The organism is Kutzneria kofuensis, assembly GCF_014203355.1.
Lineage (GTDB): Bacteria > Actinomycetota > Actinomycetes > Mycobacteriales > Pseudonocardiaceae > Kutzneria > Kutzneria kofuensis.
The window spans coordinates 354,583-376,114 of sequence record NZ_JACHIR010000002.1 but is presented as its reverse complement, the minus strand read 5'-3'; the positions used below and the strand labels follow the sequence as shown (position 1 = coordinate 376,114).

19 protein-coding genes and 1 pseudogene are annotated in these 21,532 nt (G+C 70.4%); 12 read left to right on the top strand and 8 right to left on the bottom strand.

The window, feature by feature from the left end; genetic code table 11:
- Window positions 1-20 precede the first annotated feature (20 nt).
- Window positions 21-1,457, bottom strand: coding sequence for an MFS transporter (locus tag BJ998_RS40795; RefSeq protein ID WP_184869478.1), 1,437 nt, complete (start codon window positions 1,455-1,457; stop codon window positions 21-23).
- A gap of 76 nt (window positions 1,458-1,533) precedes the next feature.
- Window positions 1,534-2,013: a nuclear transport factor 2 family protein gene (locus tag BJ998_RS40790; RefSeq protein WP_184869477.1), complete on the bottom strand. Its 480-nt coding sequence runs from the start codon at window positions 2,011-2,013 to the stop codon at window positions 1,534-1,536.
- Between the two features lie 223 nt (window positions 2,014-2,236).
- Between BJ998_RS40790 and BJ998_RS40785 the strand changes: the two genes are divergently transcribed.
- The 3 genes from BJ998_RS40785 to BJ998_RS40775 are packed head-to-tail and all read left to right on the top strand — an operon-like array spanning window position 2,237 to window position 4,032.
- The gene (locus BJ998_RS40785; RefSeq protein WP_184869476.1) at window positions 2,237-2,674 is read left to right on the top strand and encodes a nuclear transport factor 2 family protein; all 438 of its coding nucleotides are present in this window, start codon (window positions 2,237-2,239) and stop codon (window positions 2,672-2,674) included.
- A 4-nt stretch (window positions 2,675-2,678) separates the two neighbouring features.
- A complete protein-coding gene (locus BJ998_RS40780) occupies window positions 2,679-3,101 on the top strand; it encodes a nuclear transport factor 2 family protein (RefSeq protein WP_184869475.1) in 423 nt (140 codons plus the stop codon).
- 28 nt (window positions 3,102-3,129) lie between these two features.
- A complete protein-coding gene (locus tag BJ998_RS40775; protein ID WP_312890630.1) occupies window positions 3,130-4,032 on the top strand; it encodes an alpha/beta hydrolase in 903 nt (300 codons plus the stop codon).
- Here the strand turns inward: BJ998_RS40775 and BJ998_RS40770 are convergent.
- Window positions 3,963-4,898 (bottom strand): LysR family transcriptional regulator, encoded by a 936-nt coding sequence (locus BJ998_RS40770; protein WP_184869474.1) that lies wholly within the window; start codon window positions 4,896-4,898, stop codon window positions 3,963-3,965. The two genes, BJ998_RS40775 and BJ998_RS40770, sit on opposite strands and share 70 nt — an antisense overlap.
- Before the next feature lie 57 nt (window positions 4,899-4,955).
- Here BJ998_RS40770 and BJ998_RS40765 point away from each other — a divergent pair, with 57 nt between their 5' ends.
- Window positions 4,956-5,432 (top strand): ester cyclase, encoded by a 477-nt coding sequence (locus tag BJ998_RS40765; RefSeq protein ID WP_184869473.1) that lies wholly within the window; start codon window positions 4,956-4,958, stop codon window positions 5,430-5,432.
- 21 nt (window positions 5,433-5,453) lie between these two features.
- On the opposite strand, the gene BJ998_RS40760 is transcribed toward BJ998_RS40765, so the two are convergent.
- The 5 genes and pseudogenes from BJ998_RS40760 to BJ998_RS40740 all read right to left on the bottom strand — a co-directional run bounded on the left by BJ998_RS40760 (window position 5,454) and on the right by BJ998_RS40740 (window position 13,616).
- Complete coding sequence (locus tag BJ998_RS40760) at window positions 5,454-6,641, bottom strand: IS701 family transposase (protein ID WP_184869472.1); 1,188 nt, start codon at window positions 6,639-6,641, stop codon at window positions 5,454-5,456.
- A 101-nt stretch (window positions 6,642-6,742) separates the two neighbouring features.
- Complete coding sequence (gene glgB, locus BJ998_RS40755; protein ID WP_184869471.1) at window positions 6,743-8,557, bottom strand: 1,4-alpha-glucan branching enzyme; 1,815 nt, start codon at window positions 8,555-8,557, stop codon at window positions 6,743-6,745.
- Window positions 8,554-9,915 carry a phosphotransferase gene (locus BJ998_RS40750; protein ID WP_184869470.1) on the bottom strand — a complete coding sequence of 454 codons (1,362 nt, stop codon included), beginning with the start codon at window positions 9,913-9,915 and terminating at the stop codon, window positions 8,554-8,556. Before BJ998_RS40750 ends, glgB begins: the two co-directional genes overlap by 4 nt.
- A pseudogene (gene treS / locus BJ998_RS40745) lies at window positions 9,912-11,620 on the bottom strand (maltose alpha-D-glucosyltransferase). Before treS ends, BJ998_RS40750 begins: the two are co-directional and overlap by 4 nt.
- Before the next feature lie 28 nt (window positions 11,621-11,648).
- The gene (locus tag BJ998_RS40740; protein WP_184869469.1) at window positions 11,649-13,616 is read right to left on the bottom strand and encodes a maltotransferase domain-containing protein; all 1,968 of its coding nucleotides are present in this window, start codon (window positions 13,614-13,616) and stop codon (window positions 11,649-11,651) included.
- 330 nt (window positions 13,617-13,946) lie between these two features.
- Here BJ998_RS40740 and BJ998_RS40735 point away from each other — a divergent pair, with 330 nt between their 5' ends.
- Genes BJ998_RS40735 through BJ998_RS40700 form a run of 8 tightly spaced genes read left to right on the top strand, consistent with a single transcriptional unit; the run spans window position 13,947 to window position 21,529 of the window.
- Entirely contained in the window at window positions 13,947-15,293 is a 1,347-nt protein-coding gene (locus BJ998_RS40735) for an ankyrin repeat domain-containing protein (RefSeq protein ID WP_246489996.1), read from the top strand.
- Window positions 15,294-15,300: 7 nt separating this feature from the next.
- Window positions 15,301-15,609: a muconolactone Delta-isomerase gene (locus BJ998_RS40730; protein WP_184869467.1), complete on the top strand. Its 309-nt coding sequence runs from the start codon at window positions 15,301-15,303 to the stop codon at window positions 15,607-15,609.
- 15 nt (window positions 15,610-15,624) lie between these two features.
- Complete coding sequence (locus tag BJ998_RS40725) at window positions 15,625-16,323, top strand: EthD domain-containing protein (RefSeq protein ID WP_184869466.1); 699 nt, start codon at window positions 15,625-15,627, stop codon at window positions 16,321-16,323.
- 24 nt (window positions 16,324-16,347) lie between these two features.
- Complete coding sequence (locus BJ998_RS40720) at window positions 16,348-17,175, top strand: type 1 glutamine amidotransferase domain-containing protein (protein WP_184869465.1); 828 nt, start codon at window positions 16,348-16,350, stop codon at window positions 17,173-17,175.
- A gap of 5 nt (window positions 17,176-17,180) precedes the next feature.
- Entirely contained in the window at window positions 17,181-18,800 is a 1,620-nt protein-coding gene (locus tag BJ998_RS40715) for a thiamine pyrophosphate-binding protein (protein WP_312890629.1), read from the top strand.
- The gene (locus tag BJ998_RS40710; protein ID WP_184869464.1) at window positions 18,797-19,405 is read left to right on the top strand and encodes a DJ-1/PfpI family protein; all 609 of its coding nucleotides are present in this window, start codon (window positions 18,797-18,799) and stop codon (window positions 19,403-19,405) included. The genes BJ998_RS40715 and BJ998_RS40710 overlap by 4 nt, the downstream gene beginning before the upstream one ends.
- Complete coding sequence (locus BJ998_RS40705) at window positions 19,395-21,215, top strand: AGE family epimerase/isomerase (protein WP_184869463.1); 1,821 nt, start codon at window positions 19,395-19,397, stop codon at window positions 21,213-21,215. Before BJ998_RS40710 ends, BJ998_RS40705 begins: the two co-directional genes overlap by 11 nt.
- Window positions 21,212-21,529 (top strand): STAS domain-containing protein, encoded by a 318-nt coding sequence (locus BJ998_RS40700; protein ID WP_184869462.1) that lies wholly within the window; start codon window positions 21,212-21,214, stop codon window positions 21,527-21,529. The genes BJ998_RS40705 and BJ998_RS40700 overlap by 4 nt, the downstream gene beginning before the upstream one ends.
- The last annotated feature ends 3 nt before the right edge of the window (window positions 21,530-21,532 follow it).

The following is a 21,532-nucleotide window of genomic DNA, read 5'->3' as shown; positions in this document are numbered from 1 at the left end:
GGCCGGGGCTGGCCGGCCGCTCATGTCTCCTCCCTGGTTGTCGGGCGCAGTCCGACGCCCGCGAGCACGGCGACCGCCGCGCCGAACGCCGCCATCATCAGCAGGGCCAGCCGATAGCCGGCCACGGTCGCGGCCGGTCCGGGAATCCCGAGCCCGGCGCTGTGGTCGACGGCGAGGGTGAGCAGGACGGCCACCCCGAGCGCCGTGCCGACCTGGAACGAGGTCTGTCCCAGCCCGCCGGCCAGTCCCTGTTCCTCATCGGCGACGCCCATGCTGGCCGCGACCCGGGAACTGGCCGACATCAAGGGAAATCCCAGCCCCATCACGATCAGCCCGACCAGCAGCAACGGATAGTGCCCGCCTGGGGCCATGCTCAGCGCGAGCAGCGCCACCGCCACGGCGGACAATCCGGTGGCCAGCGTGGTCGTGATCCGCACGCCCAGCCGGCCGAGGACTCGGCTGCCCAGCATGCCCACCACGATCCCGACCAGACCCATCGGCGCGATGCCCAGGCCGGCCAGCGCGGGGGAGAAGCCGAGTCCGTTCTGCAGGTACAGCGCGCTGAGCAGGAACCCCACGCCGTTCATCGCCCCCGAGGTCAGCATGACCAGGTTGGCTGTGCGCAGCTGTCGTGACCGTAGCATTCCCAGGCGTACCAAGGGAACCTTCGCGCGGCGTTCCCAGAACACGAACAGCGCCAACGCCACCACGCCGGCCGCGAGCGGCAGGATGAAGCCCGGTGAGGCGAAGCCGCTCTCGGAGCCTCGGGACGGGGCGTAGACGATCAGGGCCACCGCGCCCGTCACCAGCACGGCGCCGAGCACGTCCACCCGGGTCGGGACGCGCGCCGCTGGTGGCAGCGCCCGAATTCCCGCGATGACGGCGGTCACGCCGACGGGCACGTTGATGGCGAACACCGCCCGCCAGCCGAACGCGTCGACGAGGACGCCGCCGAGGACGAGGCCACCGACGAAGCCGAGCACGGAGATCGCGGCGAACTGGCTCAGCGCCCGGTTGCGCGCCGGCCCCTCGGCGAAACGCGTCGTCAGCAGCGCCAGCGCGGCCGGGGCCAGCAGCGCGGCGGTCAGTCCCTGCGCCGCGCGGGCGATCACCAGTTGCGTCGGGTCCTGGGCCAGCCCGCAGGCTGCGGAGGTGAGGACGAACCCGGCCATGCCGATCAGGAACATCCGGCGGTGCGACACCAGATCGCCGATCCGCCCGCCCAGGATCAGCGCGCCGCCGAAGGCGGTGGCGTAGGCGGTGACGACGGCCTGCACCCCGGCGGGGGAGAAGCCGAGCGAGGACTGCACGCGGGCCAACGCCACATTCACGATGGAGGCGTCGACCATCACCACGAACTGCGCGCCGAGGATGAGGAGCAGGACCGGGCCGCGGGATTTCGCGACGGCCGAGGCATGCTCGGAAATGCGGGCGTCCCCGCCCGAATGCGAGGTCATGGCCGTAGCGTAGGAAGATCGCGGTCGCGCCGTCCAAGGCATGATTCGGGCCGACCGATAACCGAAAGGCATGGGTTCACCGGACCGCCCCGGCATCGGACTCGCCGGCCGACGCGGCCAGTGCGAGCAGGTCGAAATTGCCCTCCGACCAGGTCATCGTCATGGTGACCGCGCTGATCCGCCAGCCGTCGGCCCGCACCAGTTCGTATCGATAGTCTCCGCCGATCCGCCAGATCGGACCGCCCCGCTGGTTGGGCAGCACGTGGGTGGCCTGGAACGCGGCGGTGACCACGGCGGTGTCGCCGTCGATGGCGACGAGGTGGTTGCTGACCAGGTGCTGGGTGGCGTCGAAGCCGGACAGGCCGGCGCGCCATCCGGCGACCAGGTCGCGCCCGCGGACGCGGACCGGGGCCCCGCCGTTGAGGCTGGTGTAGTCGACCGCGACGTCGTCCGTGAATTGCTCGACCAGTTCTTCCCACCTGCGCTGGTCGGCCAGCCAGGCCATTCGGGTGCACGTTTCGACGATCGCCGCGCGGTCGGTCTCGGAATTCGACATCGAACGCTCTCCATTCATTGCGGTTCGGCACGACCGAGCCTAGTTGCCGGCAACGCCGCCAACAGCGCGAACGAGGCGGCATCGGTGACTTCGACAAGTCGAGTCGCCCGCGTTGTCGGTTCGGCGGACCTGGGCTCTACTGGTACCCGATGTAAGTGAACCGGTTATCGATTCCGGATCGGGTCCCATTCCTTTTTTGGCGGAAATATCCTGCGGAGGGGCGATGTCCACGGCAGAGCAGACTGCCACGACCGAGATCGTGGCCCGACAGTGGTTCGAGCGGCTGACCTCCGGCGACGGCGAGGGCGCGCTGGCGCTGATGGCCGACGACGTCGAGTTCGTCAACTACATCCCGGTGCCCGGCTACAACACCGACATGAACTGGATCGGCACGTGGCGTGGCGTCGACCAGGTGCGCGAGTCGTTCCGGCTCTTCCTCGACACGGTCGACGTCAAGCGGGAGGAAGTGCTGCGGGTCATCGCCCAGGGTGAGCACGCCGCCGGCGTGATCCACGAGATCTCCACCGTGAAGGCGACCGGCCAGGACTTCGAGATCGAGTTCGTGCAGTGGCTGACCGTCCGGGACGGCCGGATCGTGCGCTGGATGTCCTACACCGATCCGTCCGAGATCCTGCGGGCCATCCGCGGCGAGGCCGGGTAGTCCGGTGTCCTGCGTCCTGGAGACCTGCGTCCGGATGGCCTGGCACGCCGATCATCGTGAGTGGGCGGCCCTGGAGACCGTCTTCGCGCCGACCGTGCGCATGGACTACACGAGCCTCTACGGCGGCAGCCCGCAGGAGATGACCGCCGCCGAGCTCGTGGCCGGCTGGCGCGACGGGCTCAGCCGGTTCCGGCTGACCCAGCATCTCACCGCCAACTACCTCGTCCAGGAGCGGACCGCGACGGCGGCCACGGTCGTGGCGGCCGTGCAGTCCACCCACGAGGCGCCGAACGACCGGGGCGCCCCGGTCTGGCGGATAGGCGGCGACTTCCGGTTCGAGCTGACCGCCGAGGACGGCGACTGGCGCATCCGCGCGATCACCTTCGACCTGGCCTGGGCCGAGGGCAACCGTGCCCTGCTGGGCTGAGGGCTTCCCGCACACGAGGAGAGGAACAGTGGTGGACAAGCTATACCGGACCGAGTCCGTGGAGTTCGCCAGCGGCGACTGCGTGCTCCGCGGCACCCTCTACATCGCCGGCCGAGACGAGGGCGAGCGGGGACCGGCGGCGGTCGTCGCCGGTTCCTGGACCACCGTCAAGGAGCAGATGGCCGGCCGGTACGCGGCCGAGCTGGCCGCCCGCGGCCTGACCGCGCTGGCCTTCGACTTCCGCCACTACGGCGAGTCCGACGGGCAGCCGCGGGAGTTCGAGTCGCCCGAGAGCAAGGTCGCCGACATCGTGGCGGCGGTCGACTTCCTGTCGAACCACCCGGCGGTCGACGCCGACCGGATCGGCGCGCTGGGCGTGTGCGCCGGAGCCGGCTACGTCTGCGTGGCGGCGGCCCGCGACGAGCGGATCCGGGCGCTGGCCCTGGTCGCGCCGTGGCTGCACGACGCCGAGCTGGTGCGGGCCGTCTACGGCGGCGAGGACGGCGTGCGCGAGAAGATCGAGGCGGGGCAACGGGCCCGCGTGCGTTGGGAGGAGACCGGGCAGGTGGAGTACGTGCCGGCGGTCAGTGACACCGACCCGACCGCGGCCATGTACGGCCCGATCGACTACTACCTGAACGCGGCCCGGGGCGCGATCGAGCAGTGGCCCAACCGGCTGGCCACCATGAGCTGGCCGACCTGGCTGACCTTCGACCCGATCTCGGTGGCGCCCCAGGTCGATGTGCCGCTGCTGGCCGTGCACAGCGAGGACGCCGCCATCCCGGACGGCATCCGCCGGTTCGCCGACAAGGTGTCCGGCCCGTGCGAGCTGCGCTGGCGCTCGGGCACCCAGTTCGACTTCTACGACGACGACGCGACGGTCGACGACGCGGTCACAGCGGCGGCCGAGCACCTGTCGGCGCGACTGTGACCGCCGCCCACGACGAGGTGCACGACTCTGGCCGCGGCGGGGGAGAGATCCCCGGTCCGCCAGGCCAGGTGCACCTCGGTGGGGGCGATGTCGGAGATCGGCACGAACGACACGGCCGGACCGGGGAACATGCTCGCGATCGACGCGGAGGTGATGCACATGGCCTGCCCCGCCGCGACGATCGCGAGCATGTCCTCCACCGAGTCGGCCCGCGGGCCGCGCCGCGGGACCGTGCCGTCGGGGCGCGGGTCCACCGCCCAGTAGTCGCGCTGGAAGGAGGTGTCGATCACCGGTTCGTCGCGTAACTGAGCGATCCTCAGCTCCGTGGCTCCGGCCAGCGGGTGATCCGCGTGGAAGCCGGCGACCCTCGGCTCGCTCAGCACGCGGTGCGTGCTCAGTCCGGCCTCGTCGATCGGGGGCCGCAGCAGGCACAGATCGACCTCGTCCCGCAGGAGGGAGAGCCCGGGCTCGACCCAGCCGACCCGGCACGATTCCATGTCCAGGTCGGGCAGGTGGTGACCGACGTCGCGCAGCAGGTCGGAGGCCAACGCGGTGGCGCCGGGCACGAAACCCAGCCGGACCCGGCCGTGGCGCCCGTTTCCCGTGCGCACCACGGTTTCCAGTACCTCGTCGGCGTGATCGAGCAGCGCCGGAACCACGTCCAGCAGCGCCTGGCCGGCCTCGGTCAGGTCGATGCCGCGGCCGACCCGTTTGACCAGGCGGACGCCCAGTTCGTCCTCGAGCCGGTGGATCTGCTTGCTCAGTGCGGGCTGGGTGATGAACAGGCGCTGCGCCGCGCGGCCGATGTGCCGCTCCGCGCCGACGGCGGCGAAGTACCGCAGCAACCGCAGGTTCAGATCCGCCACCACCCCATCGTATCGGCGGTCCCGGTGGTCCACCGGACGTCGGAACAGGAGTTCCTCATGGGAAAGATGCTTGACACCTATCGGCGCTACCGCGCGATCCTCGACGGCGGCGAGTACGACCGGCTGTCCGAGGTTCTCGACGAGAACCTCGTCGAGAACTGCCTCGGCCTGACCGGCTGGACGGTCGGTGTCGACACCGCGATGGCCAACTTCAACGCCGGCTACGGCGCCGCGTTCACCGATTTCGAGGTGACGGTCGACGACGTGGTGGAGAGCGCCGACATGATCGCCGTGCGGGGCCGGGTCACCGCCACGCACCGGGGCGACTTCCTCGGCGTGCCCGCCACCGGCGACCGGATCAGCTGGGACTACATGGACATGTGCCGGGCCGGCGACGACGGCCGGTTCCACTGGCGGATGTTCGTCACCGACTGGAACATCGTCCGGCAGCGCATGCTCGGCGAGGCGCCGGACCTGCCCGAGCGGCCCGCCCGCCGTGCCGTGCAGCAGGAGCTGGCCGCGGCCCGGTCCTGAGCCGGTCCGCGGCCGTGCCGGTCAACCGGTGGATAGGTCATCGGTCTGCTGCTGCGGAATGGTTGGCATGAGCCGGTCCCCGCCGCACCGCTCGAACGCGTGTGCGGCGGAGACCAGCGTCGCGTGGTGGTGCCAGCCGCGGAAAGACCTGCCCTCGAAGTCCAGCAGCCCCAGGTGGGTCTGCAGGTAGCGGAGTTCTTTGGCCGCCTGGTGCCAGCCGGACAGCACGTGCTCGACGGAGTCCAGCTCGTGCCCGTCGAGATTGGTCAGCCGGTGCCGGTTCTCGCCGACGGCGGTGATCAGCTGGTAGGTCTCGCGGCTCAGGGTGGTGCGGCCCGCGGTGGCCGGACGTGGGATGCGCACCGCCCAGGCCCGCAGCCGGGACGGACCGCGGGTGGCCCGCCGCAGCAGGGAGCCGGCGGCCCGGTTGGCCCAGTGGTGAACGGGTCCGGCCCGCCGCACCTGGCCGTCCACCGGTTCCGCCTCCCGGTGGGCCCGCAGTTCGGTGCGGGCGAACTCGCCGCTCACGTCCAGCACGAAGCGCTTTCCGTGCGCGTTGAGGGCGACGGCGAGCTGGCCGACCTCGGCGACGTCGGTCGCGTCGAACGCCACGATGGGCTCGGTGCCGTCGGTGTCGGCGTTCAGGTCGGCGGTCAGCTCCAGCACGTGCTGCCACTCCGGCCGGTGGATCTCCTGGCGGGGAATGAGCGCCCGCGAGCGCAGCACCTCGTCGGTGTCCCAGCGGCCGCTCAGCAGCAGGTGCCAGTCGACGGACACCGCGGTGGTCGGGGTGGCCAGGAACAGGCCGAACGCGGTCTGGCAGTTGATGACTCGCCCCACCGCCGGCACGTAGCAGCGCTCCACCCCGACCGAGGACGCGCCGTTCTTCGGAATGATGACCTTCTGCACCGCGGCCACCTGCGGCGCGAGTCGGTCGCTGACCAGTCCGATGAGCCGCCTGCGGGTCTCCGCCCAGTCCCACGGGCTGCGGTTGACGAACTGCCGTAAGGATTCGGCCGACTTCTCCTCGAGCAGGGCCCTGGCCATGTTGCTCGCGGTCTTGCGCCCGTCGCAGAGCAGGAGCCCGCGAATGTAGTAGTCGGCCCACCGGCGCTGGTCCGAGCGAGTGAGTGAACCGAACAGGTACTCGGCGAAATGGCCGAGCGCGTCTGCGCTGGACAGCGGCAGACGTACATCCTTTTCAGACACGTTTGTTCCCCCATTGACTACAGCATCCCCGTGGCCCTGGCTGGGCCACCAGGGGTGGTGATGACAGAACTGAACCACTGCGGTTTTCCGTCTGCAAACCGTCACTTGCAAGTTGTCGGGTTGGGCAATGGTCGGCCGTTCGGTGGACCGTGACTCGATGGCGTCCAGTGCTGATGCGCAGCGTCACCGAACAACCAGAGTGCCTGACTGGGGCGCAGCCGCACAATGCCGAGCGGTCTTTGTTCGGGCTGATCAGCGCCTCGGCCGTTGAAACGGGGGTCATCCGTGTCGAGTCCGACGGACCAACCGTTCGGAGCAATCGCTGACGGACGGTAATTCTTGATGTCCCTATTGGAGAGATTGGCAACGAAAACGAAAGTTCGCCCCTTTGGTCCAGGGCGGGCAAAGGTCAGTAACCCCAGGTGAGCGTCGCTCTGCGTCGGACGGGTGAACAATTGCCGGTCACGGAGTGTGGGCATCGTTCGGGCCAGGCGGTTGAGCTCCCGAACCAGGCTCCGCAGCCCGCCGTGCCGCGGATCGGACAGCAGTCCCCAGTCCAGGCCCCGCTCGTGCGACCACTCGGCGCGAGCTCCGAACTCGGTGCCCATGAACAGCAACTTGTCGCCGGGCAGCGCCCATTGCAGCGCCAGCAGGACCCGCAGTGCCGCGGCCTTGTCCGCTGAGTCGCCGGGAAGCCGCGACCAGAGCGAACCGGCGCGCGGGCCGACCTCGTCGTGTGAGAACGGCAGCACGAACCGCTCGTCATCGGCGTAGTCGAACGGCCGCAGGAGCAGTTCGTGCTGGGTCGGACGCTCGGTGGGTGGATGCCCGACGTAGCCCAGTGTGTCGTGTGTCCATCCCAGGTTCCAGGTGCGGTCGAAACGCAGTGCGGTCGGACCTTCCTGCGCGGTGATGCCGGGCCAGGGGCGGGCCGCTTCGGCCACGGTGAGCACGCCCGGATGAGCCTCGTGCGTGGTGTCGTTGAGCCGGTGCAGGAAGTCGACCGCGTCCGGGTTGGTGCACCCGCCCTCGTCGTTGGCCCGCCATTGTCCCGGCGCACGGCCGAAATCCAGGCACAGCATCGAGGAGACGGCGTCCACCCGGATCGCGTCGACATGGTACTGCTCGATCCAGTGCGCCACACTGGCCAGGAGAAAGTCCTGGACCTCCGCGCGACCGTAGTCGAAGACGAACGTGTCCCACTCGGGCTGGTAGCCCAGACGCGGATCCGGGTGCTCGTAGAGTGGCGTGCCGTCGAACGCTCCGAGCGCCCACTCGTCGCGGGCGAAGTGGCCGGGCACCCAGTCCAGCACCACGCCGATGTCGTGCGCGTGCAGGGTGTCGACGAGGAACCGCAGGTCGTCCGGCGACCCCCAGCGGGGTTCCGGCGCGAAGTAGGACGTGACCTGGTAGCCCCAGGAGCCGGCGAACGGATGGGCGGTGAGCGGGAGGAACTCGACGTGGGTGAAGCCCGAGTCCCGCACGTGCTCGGCCAGCGGCCGGGCCAGCTCGCGGTAGCCCAGTCCCGGCCGCCACGAGCCGACGTGCACCTCGTACACGCTCATCGGGCGATGCCCCGCCCCGCGGCGGCGAGCCAGCCATTTCTCGTCGGTCCAGACGTGGTTCGACGCCTCGACCACGCTCACGTCGTGCCGGTCGGCGGCCACCGCGAAGGCCAGCGGATCGGCCTTGATCCTGGTCACCCCGTCCGCCCCGGTGACGGCGAACTGATACCGCGCGCCCGGTCCGACGCCGGGAACCTCGGCCGTCCACCGGCCGTCCGCGGCGGTCAGCTCGTGCCGGCTGCCGTCGTCCAGGCCGACCCGCACCGCGTGGGCGTTCGGGGCCCAGAGGCCGAAACGGACGCCGTCGGCGCTGACGTGGGCCCCGAGCGCGTGGGTGGTCGGGCCGCTCACGTGTCGCCGTCCAGGATCTGGGCCACGGCGCGCAGCGGAACCTCCGCCCACGACGGCCGGTGCCGCAGCTCGTAACCGAGCTCGTAGACGGCCTTGTCCAGCTCGTAGGCCCGCAGCAACGGCTCCGGTCCCGGATCCCCGTAACCGGCCAGGAAAGCCCGCCGGTTGGCCGCCGCCCAGGCGCGGACGCGGTCGGCGGCGCCGGGATCCGCGGATCCGCAGGGGAGGTCGGCCAGATGGCGCTCGGCCGCGTAGTCCAGCGAGCGAACCATCCCGGCCAGGTCCCGTACCGGCAGATCGAGCGCGATCCGCTCCACGATCGGCCGGCCGGGCTCGCCCTCGAAGTCGATCAGCAGCCAACCGGTGCTGGTGCGCAGCACCTGCCCCAGGTGCAGATCGCCGTGCACCCGTTGAGTGCTCGAGTCGACCGCCGCGTAGGCCGCCTCCTCGACGACCTCGCGGAACTCCGCCCGCCGGCGGCCCAGCTCCGGGACCAGGACCGCGGTGCGGTCGAATCGTTCGATCATGCGGCCGGCGATGCCGGTCGGATCCGGGGGACCGATCTCGAACGCCGTGGCCAGGGCGCGGTGCGCCGACGCGACCGCGGCGCCGAGCCGGAACATCTCCGCGCTCAGGTCGCCACCGGCCATTTCCACCTCCTCGGCCGGATCGGCCAGTGACTCGCGCACGCTGGCCTGCGCCATGGCCCAGCCGTCCACGGCGTCGGCGGCGAACTCCTGCAGCACCGCGAGGGTCACGGGCTCGCCGTCGAGCACGGTGTCGACCGTGCCGACCAGCGGCGCCACCTGGCGACAGCCGGCCCGGGTCAGCCTCCGGTGCACCTCGGCGTCCGGGTTGAGCCCGGGGTGCAGGCGCCGGAACAGCTTGAAGATCAGGCGGTCGTCGTACACCACGCTGGTGTTGGACTGCTCCACGCCGATCGGCCGCACCGGGCACCCTGCGTCGGCGGCGACGGAGTTGCCCGGCTCGGGCACGAACCGCAGGTCTCCGACCGCGCCGCCGGCGCCCGTCCGGCGGACCAACTCGGTCATCACCGCCGGGTCGGTCGTCGCGTCGTAGCAGGCGATGCCGTCCAGCACGGTGATCGTCTCCGTGCCCGCCGGCGTCCTGCCGACCGGCCGAAAGCCGAGTGGCGCCTGCAACCGCCGCCGCTCTCCGCCGGGCATCGCGGCGGTGAGGACGTACACCGACGCACACGACGGCCAGTCCGGGCCGCCGCCGAGCGCGAGCGCGGCGTCCACGATGACCTCGTCGGGCTGTCCGCCGCCGAACCAGCGCTGCTGGGGCAGCCAGGCCCGCAGCGCCTCGGTGAGCCGGTGGTCCGCTGTCACGCTCATTCCTCGTCCTCCCGTGGATGCAGGCCCAGCCACAGGAATCCGTGGCCGGACAGACTCAGGTGGTAGGGCAGGTCGGTGATCGTCGGGAACGCGACGTTCCCCGACAGCTCGGTGACGCCGCACCCGGCCCAGCGCTGCAGCTCCAGCTCGACCGGCTGCGGGAAGCGGAAAGGTTGCAGACACACAGCACCCGGTCGATCCGGCCGTCGGCGTCCCGGTGCTCCCGGACGTAGCAGAGGATCGTCGGATTGGGCACGCCGATCTCGGCGTACGTGCCGGACCCGAACGCCGGATGGCGCCGCCGGATCTGTAGCAGCAGCCGCGTCCGGTTCAGCAGCGAGGTCTCGGTGCTCATCTGGGCCTCGACGTTGGTCGCCTGGTAGCCGTAGACGCTGTCCATGATCACCGGCAGGTTCAGCCGGCCGGGGTCGCAGTGCGAGAACCCGGCGTTGCGGTCCGGCGTCCACTGCATCGGCGTGCGGACGGCGTCCCGGTCGCCGAGCCAGATGTTGTCGCCCATGCCGATCTCGTCGCCGTAGTACAGGATGGGCGAACCCGGCAGCGACAGCAGCAGCGACGTGAACAGCTCCAGTTGGTTGCGGTCGTTGTCCAGCAACGGGGCCAGCCGGCGGCGGATCCCGATGTTGGCCCGCATCCGGGGATCCTTGGCGTACTCGGTCCAGAGGTAGTCCCGCTCGTCGTCGGCGACCATCTCCAGCGTCAGCTCGTCGTGGTTGCGCAGGAAGATGCCCCACTGGCAGCCGGACGGGATCTCCGGCGTCCGGGCCAGGATCTCCGAGATCGGGAACCGGTTCTCCCGCCGCACCGCCATGAAGATCCGAGGCATCAGCGGGAAGTGGAACGCCATGTGGCACTCGTCGCCGCCGGTCGCCGGGTCGCCGAAGTACTCCACGACGTCGGTCGGCCACTGGTTGGCCTCGGCCAGCAGCACCCGGCCCGGGTACTCCGTGTCCAGCACCGTGCGGCAGGTCTTCAAGAACGCGTGGCTCTCCGGCAGGTTCTCCCCGGTGGTGCCCTCCCGCTCGAACAGGTACGGCACGGCGTCCAGGCGGAAGCCGTCGATGCCCAGATCCAGCCAGAACCGCATCACGTCGAGCATGGCGTCACGCACGGCCGGGTTGTCGTAGTTGAGGTCGGGCTGGTGGGAGAAGAACCGGTGCCAGAAGAACTGGCCGCGCACCGGGTCGAAGGTCCAGTTCGACGTCTCGGTGTCGACGAAGATGACGCGCGCCTGCGGATAACCGGAGTCGTCGTCGGCCCACACATAGAAGTCGCCGTAGGGGCCGTCGGGGTCGCGACGGGACTCCTGGAACCACGGATGCTGGTCGGAAGTGTGGTTCATGACCAGGTCGGTGATGATCCGGATGCCCCGTTCGTGGGCCTCGTCCAGCAGCAGCACGAAGTCGTCGACCGTGCCGAACTCCGGTAGCACGGCCAGGAAGTCGCGGATGTCGTAGCCGCCGTCGCGCAGCGGCGAGTCGTAGAACGGTGGCAGCCAGAGGCAGTCGACGCCGAGCCACTGGAGGTAGTCCAGCCGCCCGGCCAGACCGCGCAGGTCGCCGTAGCCGTCGCGGTTGGAGTCGTTGAACGCCCGGACCAGAACCTCGTAGAAGACCGCGTTCTTGAACCACTCCGGCTCTACCGGCATCTGGCGGGCGCGTCGGCGCTGCGGCGCCGGGGACAGCTCGCTCACTGGTCCTCCCTCCGTGTGGTCATGCGGGCTCGAGGGTGATCACTCGGCCGACCGGGTGGTCCGGCCCGAGCGTCACCGGTTGGTCGTCGGTCCAGCGGATGCGTTCGCCGGTGATCCGGTCCGTGCCGCACAGCGGCCCGTGTTCTCGGCCCAGCGCCGCCCGGTCGACCCGCAGCACACCGGTCGCGGTGCGGTCCGGGTCAAGGTTCACCAGGACCAGTGCCGCGGTCGCGGTTCGGCTGTCGGTGGTGGAGTAACAGAGCAGCGCGTCGTGGCTGACGTCGTGGAAGCGCAGGGTCGAGGTGCGGCCCACCGCGGGGTGGTCGCGGCGGATCTCGTTGAGGCGGCGCAACCACGGCTCCAGCGACCGTCCGTTCCTCACGGCCTCGGCGAAGTCTCGGGGCCGCAGCTGGTACTTCTCCGAATCCAGGTACTCCTCCCGGTCCGGGCGCAGCGCGTGGTGCTCGAACAGTTCGAACCCGGAGTAGACGCCCCAACTGGCGCCCATGGTCGCCGCCAGCGCGGCGCGCAGCGCGAACGCGCGCGGCCGGCCGCAGCGCAGGTGGCGCGGCAGGATGTCCGGGGTGTTGACGAACAGGTTCGGCCGGAACTCGGCGGCGTGCTCGACCAGTTCACGGCCGAACTCGATGAGCTCCTGCTTGGTCTCCCGCCAGGTGAAGTAGGTGTAGGACTGGGAGAAACCCCGCCGGGCCAGGCCGTAGAGCACGGCGGGGCGGGTGAACGCCTCGGCGAGAAACACGACTTCCGGATGCCGCCCGCGCACGATGTCGAGGACCCGTCCCCAGAAGTCCGGGGGCTTGGTGTGCGGGTTGTCGACCCGGAAGATCTTCACCCCCAAACCGATCCAGTGCTCCAGCACCCGCACGACCTCGGCCTCGAGCGCGTGGTTGTCCCGGTCGAAGCGCAGCGGGTAGATGTCCTCGTAGCGCTTGGGCGGGTTCTCGGCGTACGCCACGGTGCCGTCCGGTCGTGCGGTGAACCACTCCGGATGCTCGCGCACCCACGGGTGGTCGGGCGAGCATTGGAGCGCGAAATCCAACGCGACCTCCAGACCCAGCTCCTCGGCCCGGCCGACGAACCGGCGGAAGTCCTTTTCGGTGCCCAGCCGCGGATGGATCGCGTCGTGGCCGCCGGACCGGTCGCCGATGGCCCACGGCGAACCCACGTCGTGCCGTGTGCCGTTCGGACGGTTGTTGGGGCCCTTGCGGGCATGTTCGCCGATCGGGTGGATCGGCGGCAGGTACACCACGTCGAGGCCGAGCCTGGCGATGCGCTCCAGTTCGGCGGTGGCCGTGCCCAGATCACCGTGCTTCGGACGGCCCTGGTCGTCCCAACCGCCGGTGGAGCGGGGAAAGAACTCGTACCAGGCCCCGAAGGCGGCTCGCGGGCGCTCGACCAGCACGGGTCTGTAGCACCCCGTCGTCTCGTCCTGGCGCGGGGTCCGCCCGCGCAGTGCCGCCCGGACGCTGGGGTGTCTGACGGCGCTCAGCCGAGCGGTCAGGGGCTGCCCGGTGTCGCGCAGCGCCGCGATGGCCGGCGCCAGCGCGGTTTGCCAGCGCCCGGCCTGGGCACGGCGATCCACCGTCTCGAGCAGCCGCGCGCCGGCCTCCAGATCGTTGCCCAGTTCTTGTTCCGGCAGGCCGATTTCCGCCTTGGCCGTGATGTCCCGCAGCCAGGTCGCCCACGGGTCGGTCCACGCCACGATCCGAAACCGCGCCCGCCCAACGCGTTCCGGCGTGATCACCGCCTCGAAGCGGTCGAGTCCCGCGTTGACGACGGTCATCGGGACCGCCTGTGTCCCGAGGCCGTCACCGGTCTGCCACTGCACCTGCGCGCACAGCACGTCGTGCCCGTCCCGCCAGATCGTGGCGCCGACGGTCACGTCCTCGCCGGTCACGGCCTTTACCGGCCACCGGCCGGAATCGACGTCCGGAAACACCTCGTCGATGACGACGCGTGACGACATCGTGTTTCCCCCTTTCGAGATCATCCGGCCTATCGTGCGGCCGCCAGCTATGGTTCGCGAGGGATCATCGGACGTTCTGGCGACTTACCGAACTCTCAATACAGACGCTGCGGCGGTCATCCTGTTATGCGCGGTCCGGCGGGTATGAGGGACTTGGACTAGTGTTCCATGGCTGGTCAGGCTGGGTTGCGTCACTGTGGGGCGGCCCGTGTAATCGATGGGGTGGGCCGGTAGGGGGCACTCGAGAAACATTCCAGAAGAATGTCGCTTATATCCCGCTGGCTCGGCACGCAAATTCTCCTCTTCGGGGTGACACGAATAGGTGGACCGATGACCGATGACATAGTGCGCGTGGTCGTGAGCGAGATGCTCACCGCGCTGAACGGACCATCCGCGCGGCCGTTGTACGAGCGGATGCACCCGGCGCTGCACCGCGAGGCGACGGTGCCCGCCGCCGGCCTTCCCGCCGACGGCGTCTACTCGGGCCGGGACGCGCTCGGCGTCGCGCTCGCGCTGCGCCGGGCCAGGGTCGGCTCGAGCGCCGCCGTGATACGGGTGCTGGATGTGAGTGGTGCTCGGGCCCGGGCGGAGCTCGACATCACGGTGCGCGCGGGCCGGGACGGCCCGACCCATCTGCACGAGGTTCACGAACTGACGGTCGACAGCCGCTTTCGCCAGGTCACTGGCTGGACCCTGCGGGTGCAGCGGTCGGGAGCGACGCGACCTCCCGGAGACCGCGACGAGGAGAGCGGGCTGACCCCGCTCATGTCGGCGGCCGGCCGTGGCGACCTGGAGGCCGTGCGTGAGCTGCTCGACTCCGGCGCGGACATCCACACCATGGACACTCGCGGCGGCGGGACCGCGCTGCACAAGGCGGTGCAGGGCGGGCATATCGACGTGGTGCGCCTGCTGCTGGACCGCGGCGCCTTCCTCGACGCGACCACCCCGACCACCGGGCACACCCCGCTGCTGGACGCCTTCTGGTACAAGCACGCGGACGTTGCCGAGCTGCTCCTGGAGCGCGGTGCGGGCATCAACCTGACCACGCACTACGGCTTCTCCATGCGCGACCACATCGACTACGCGCTGAAGGCCAACGCGCTCGGCGACGAGAAGCTGCGCCGGGCCGAGGAGGCGCTCAACCGCCGGCTGGCCGAGGACGAGCGGAAGGTCGCCGAGCAGAAGCTGATGGCCGCCACCGTGGCCGGCGACGTGGCCGAGGTACGGGCCCTGCTGGCCGCCGGCGCGGACACCGAGGAACGGTCGCCGGTGCTCAACGGCTTCAACGACTGGCACACCCCGCTGCTGGTCGCTGCCCGCGACGGGCACCGTGAGATCGTCGAGGAGCTCATCGCCGCCGGCGCCGACGTCAACGCAGTCGAGCCGACGTTCGGCGCGGTCCCGCTGCACAAGGCCGTCTACAACGGACACGCCGACATCACGGCCGTGCTGGTCCGCGCGCCCGGCGCCGATATCGACTTCCGCGGCGCCACCAACGGGTACACCCCGCTGCACGACGCGCTCTGGCACGGCCACGAGGAGTGCGCCCGAGTCCTGATCGACGCCGGCGCTCGACAGGACCTGCGCGGCCACGAGGGCGCGCTGCCCGTCGACATCGCCGCGGACGTGTTCGGGCCCGAGCACGAACTGACCCGGCTGCTGGCCGGAAAGAGGTGACGAGGCGATGTTGTTCTACTGCCAGATGCGCTGGAACCACGAGGGACGCATCACCCTCGACGAACTGCTCGACATCGAGTACGAGGAGACCAAGCACGCCGAGGAGACCGTCAAGTCCGGTTTCTGCGTGGGCATCTGGAAGGTGGCCGGCCAGAAACGGGTGATCGCGATCGTCGACTCGCCCTCGGCCGACGAGTTGGACCGCTCGGTGTTCCGGCTGCCCATGCGGGAGTACCTCGACTTCGAGGAGATCTGGCCGCTGCGGGACTACCTCAGCTTCGCCGCCGATGTCGAGCGGCGTTACCGCGACGTCTGACCACCGGAGGAAGCCGTGATCCATCAGCTCATCTTCGCCAGCCCGCGCCCGGGCATGAGCGAACCCGAGTTCCACGACTACTGGACGCGGGTGCACGCCGTGCGCTACGCCAGCCGGATCCCGCAGATCAAGCGCTACGCCGTGGACACCAGGACGGCGCTGCCGGGAGAGGACGGCGATCCACAGTGGAGCGGAGTGGCCGAGATCTGGCTGCCCGGCCCCGAGGAGCAGCTGGCGTCCCTGCAGACGCGGGAGTTCCTCGACGGCGCGCGTATGGACGAACCCCGCTGGGCCGCGTTCTGGCAGACCATCGTGCTCGACACCGACACGCACGTGCTCGTCGACGGGCCGCCGTTCCAACGCGACGAGCCCGGCGTGAAGCTCTTCCTGCTGTACAAGCGGCGCGAGGGCTGGTCGCTGGACGACGCCCGCCGGCACGCGCTGGTCAAGCACGCGCCGACCGCGGGACCGATCCCGGGCCTGCGCCGCTACTGGCTGGGCCAGGTGGTCGACGGCGCCTACGGCGTCGGTGAGGCCGTGCTCGACGGCGCGCACCAGCTGTGGTTCGACGACGTCGACGCGCTGGTCGCCGCTCGGTCCTCGGCGGCCTTCCGCACCTTCCTGGACGGGCTGTTCGACTACGCCGAGCCGCGCTACGTGCACCAGCTGGCCACCCGGCAGAACTGGATCATCGGGCCCGCCTACCGGGCCTGAACCACCGCGGAGAAAGGCAATCCGATGACCCGACAGATTCTGGTGGCGCTGTCCGAGTACGGGTACTGGGGCGAGGAACTGGTCGGACCGGTGGAGGCGTTCGACGAGGCCGGCTACCGGGTCGACTTCGTCACCCCCACCGGCAAGCGTCCGGTCGCCCTGCCGCCCAGCCTGGACCCCAACTACCTGGACCCGCCGCTGGGCCGCTCGGTGACCAGCACCTCGATGGCGCAGCGGGCCCAGGCCCTGGACTCCGGGCCGCTGCTGGACAACCCGATGAGCCTGGCCGACCTGGTGCCCGAGCGGCCGTACTTCAGCGCGGTCAACCACCTCGCGCTGCTGGAGACCTACTATCGCGAGCGGGATCGCGCGGTCGACGACCTGGTCGCCGACTACGACGCGCTGACCATCGTCGGCGGCAGCGGCCCGATCGTGGACCTGGCCAACAACGAGCGGCTGCACGAGGTCGTGATGGGCTTCTACCGCGCGGACAAGCCGATCCTGGCCGAGTGCTACGGCGTCACCGTGCTGGCTTTCGCCCGTGACCTGGAGACCCGCGAGAGCATCATCCGCGGCAAGCACGTCACCGGGCACCCCAAGGAGTACGACTACAAGGACGGCACCGGCTTCGTCGGCGTGGAGTTCAACATGGGCCCGCCGCCGTACCCGCTGGAGTACATCCTGCGCGACGCCACCGGCCCGGACGGCCGCTTCCACGGCAACGTCGGCCGCGAGACCTCGGTGATCGTGGACTACCCGTTCGTCACGGCCCGGTCCACCCCGGACTCCCTGCCGGCCGGTCAACTGCTCGTGCGGGTGCTCGACGAGGGCCTGCGCCGGTACGGGTGGTGAGCCCCGTGGTGTACGCAAGGCCCGGAACCACCGCCCTGTACGAGCAGTTGGCCGCGGACGGCGTGCGTCACATGTTCGGCAATCCCGGCACCGTGGAGCAGGGATTCCTCGACGCGGCCGCCGACTCGGGCATCGAGTACGTGCTGGCGTTGCAGGAAACCGTCGCGGTGGCGATGGCCGACGGCTACGCCCGTGCCGGCGAGCGGCCCGCCGTCGTCCAGCTGCACAGCGGCGTCGGCCTGGGCAACGGCATCGGCATGCTGTACCAGGCCATGCGGGGCCAGTCGCCGCTGGTCATCCTGGTCGGCGAGGCCGGGATCCGATACGAGGCCATGCAGGCGCAGATGGCCGCCGACCTGATCGGCATGGCCCGGCCCGTGACCAAGCAGGCCCTTCGGGTACTGGACTCCTCCTCGCTGCTGCGGGTGCTGCGGCGCGCGGTGCAGGTCGCGATGACACCGCCGCGTGGCCCGGTGGTGGTCGTGCTGCCGGCCGACGTGATGGACGAGGTGACCACCGAGCCCGCCATGGCGGCCTCCGTGCCCAGCACCCGGGTGCTGCCGGCGCCGAACGTGGTGGCCGAGGCCGCCCGGCTGCTGCGCGGCGGTCAGCACCCGCTGATCCTCATGGGCGACGGGGTGGCGGCCAGCGGCGCCCAGGCCGAGCTGGCCGCTGTCGCCGGCGCGCTGCGAGCCCCGGTGTGGGGAGTGAACAGCTCGGAGCTGAACATGGACACCACCCACCCGCTCTACGGCGGTCAGCTCGGGCACATGTTCGGCGCGGACAGCGCGCGGGTGGTCGCCGAGGCCGACGCCGTGCTCGTGGTGGCCACGTACCTGTTCCCCGAGGTGTATCCCAGCCTGTCGGGTCCATTTAGGACGGATGCGTCGGTGGTGCACATCGACCTCGATCCCGACCAGATCGCCAAGAACCACCCGGTGAGCCTCGGCGTCGTCGCGGACCCGAAGCTCACCCTGGAGGCGCTGGCCGTGGAGCTGGAGCGGACCGCCCCGCGGCCGCTGCCGGCCCGGCGGCGCTCGCGCGGGACCCGACCGCCTGAGCCGTCGACGCTGCTGGACCACTTCGTGGCCCGGCTGGCCCGGCGCGCGCCCCGCGAGCTGATCGTGGTGGACGAGGCCCTGACCGCGGCCGGCTCGCTGGCCCGCCACCTGCCGGCGCAGACACCCGGCCGGTTCTTCCAGACCAGGGGCGGCTCGCTGGGCGTCGGCTTCCCCGGGGCCATCGGCGCCAAGCTCGCGCGGCCCGGCGCGCCTGTGATCGCGTTCAGCGGCGACGGCGCGACCATGTACACGGTCCAGGCGCTGTGGACCGCGGCACGGCACGACGTCGACGCGAAGTTCGTGGTCTGCAACAACGGCCGCTACCAGCTGCTGGACGACAACCTCGAACAGTACTGGCGCGAGCAGGGCCGTCCGGCCCGCGCCCATCCGCGGGCGTTCGACCTGTCCAAGCCACCGATCGGCTTCGTGGACCTGGCCGCCTCCCTCGGCGTGCCCGGCTGCCAGGTGTCGTCCGTGGCGGACGTGGACGAGGCCGTGGCCCGGATGCTCGGCGCCGACGGGCCGTTCCTGGTCGACGTCGACACCACACCGGAGGGGACATGACGACCTTGAACGCCCTCCCGCCCCTGCTGCGCGACCGGAAGATCGGCCTGCTGGTGGAGAGCGACTACGTCGAGGAGGAGATTGCCTACTACCGGATGCGTTTCGCCGAGGAGGGGGCGCAGGTCGACCTGCTGACCCGGCTGTGGGGCGCGGAGTCGCTCACCTTCACCGGGCACGAGTACCAGGCGCCGCTGACCGTGAGCGGCGACCTGGAGCAGGTGGGCTACAGCGACCTGCACCGCTATGCCGCGCTGATCGTGCCGTCCGGCATGGTGTCCGACCGGCTGCGCTACTCGCCCGACCCGGACACCCTCGCTCCGGCGGTGTCGCTGCTGCGACGGGCCTTCCGGCTGCCTCGGCTGCTGAAGGTGTTCTCCTGCCACGGGTTGTGGCTGATGTCGCCGGTGGCCGAGCTGATCCGCGGGCGTCGGGTGACTTGCCACAACAACCTGATCGGGGACTGCCGGAACATGGGCGCCGAGTACGTCGACCGGGATGTGGTCGACGACGGCGACCTGCTCACCGGCCGCACGGTGGCGCAGGCGCCCCAACTCGCCAGGGCAGTGATCGCCCGGCTGGCCGGCGAGGTCCGTGATGACGTGTGAACACACCTACTCCGACGCGGTCACCGGCTACGTGCGGGCCTTCCGCGACAACCGGCTCTACCTGTCCACACTGGACGGATCCGCGGTGGTGGCCCGGCTGGCGGCCACCACCGCCGTCGAAGCCCTGCGCAACCTGGGCGAGCCCTACCAGGACGTGAGCGGCCGGCTGGCCGAGCACCTCGTGCCCGGGCGGATGGTGTCGTGCTACGGGCTGTTCTACCCGACCGCGGGCACGCGGCTGGTGCACGCCAGTCGGGTCATCGTGATCGACGGCGAGGACGGCGTGCCGCGGTTCGAGCATCCACAGTGGTGGGTGGACCAGATCCGGGGCATCGCCGGCTTCTACCGGCACGCCCAGTTCGGCGACGGCCCGGTGGACTTCACCCGCTACCGCACGGAACTGTCCCGCACCGGCAGCTCGGCCGGCAACCACGTGCAGGAGACCGACACCATCTCGCGGTTGGTCTACGGCATGGCCTCCGCGTACATGCTGTCCGGGGACCAGTCCTATTTGGACGTCGCCGAGGCCGGAAGCCATTATTTGCGCGAGCGCCTGCGGTTCGTGGACGAGGACAACGACGTCGTGTACTGGTACCACGGCACCGAGGTGCGCGACGGCGTGCCCAGCCGCAAGCTGTTCACCTCCGAGTTCGGCGACGACTACGAGGCCGTGCCCGCCTACGAGCAGATATACGCCCTCTGCGGTCTCGTGCAGACCTTCCGGGTCACCGGCGACCCCAGGCTGCTGGCGGACATCGAGGGCACCGTGCGGCTGTTTCAGGAGCACTTCGCCGACAAGTCGCGGGGTGGCTACTTCTCGCACGTCGACCCGTACCAGCTGTCCCCGCACGCCGAGAGCCTGGGGCCGAACCGGAGCCGCAAGAACTGGAACTCCGTCGGCGACCACGCCCCGGCCTACCTGTTCAACCTGTGGCTGGCCACCGGCGAGCAACGGTACCGCGACATGCTGGAACACACCTTCGACATGATCGTGTCCCACTTCTGGCCCGACCGGTCGTCGCCGTTCGTGCAGGAGCGGTTCCACGCCGACTGGTCGCCCGACACGTCGTGGGGCTGGCAGCAGAACCGGGCCGTGGTGGGGCACAACCTGAAGATCGTGTGGAACCTGATGCGGATGAACTCGGCGCGGGGCAAGCACGAATACCTCAAGCTGGCCCGTCAGCTCGCCGACGCCATGCCGGACCTGGCGCGGGATCCGCAGCGCGGCGGCTGGTACGACATGCTCGAGCGGATCGCCGAGGACGGCCGGCACACCTTCGTCTGGCACGACCGCAAGGCGTGGTGGCAGCAGGAGCAGGCAATACTGGCCTACACCCTGCTGGCCGGCGTGGGTGGCGACGCGAGCGATCTCAGGCACGGCCGAGAGGCGGAGGCGTTCTACAACGCCTACTTCCTCGACCACGACGACGGCGCGGTGTACTTCAGCGTGCTGGCCAACGGGGTTCCGTACATGCTCGGCACTGAACGCCTGAAGGGCAGCCACTCCATGAGCATGTACCACAGCGCGGAGCTGTGCTACCTCGCGACCGTCTACAACAGGCTGCTGATCCACGGCGAGCCGCTGGACCTGTGGTTCCGGCCGCGGGCGGACGCGGCGTTTTCCGATGACGAGCTGCGGGTGGCGCCGGACGTGCTCCCGCCGGGCCGGGTGCGGCTGGTCAAGACCACTGTGGATGGACAGCCGCACCGCGACTTCGACCCGGATCGGATGACCGTACGCCTGCCGCGATCCGGCTCGGACCGAGAGGTCCGGGTCACGCTGGCCGACAGCACCAGGAGGGAATCATGAGCTTCTCGATCGACACCCAGCATCGCGCGGACGGCGTGGTGCTGCACCTGTCCGGTCAGCTGGACATCTCATCGGCCGACGTGCTGCGGGCCACGCTCGACCACACCGTGGCCGACCGGCCGAACCGGCTGGTGCTGGACATGTCCGAACTGGACTACATGTCCTCGGCCGGCCTGCGCTGCCTGGCCAGTGCCCACCAGCAGATGGGCGAGGACATCCAGCTCGTGGTCACCGGCGCCCGCCGGGAGATCATCGACATCATCCGCCTCGCCGGCCTCGACCACGCCATCACCCTCATCGGACGACTGACGTGATCC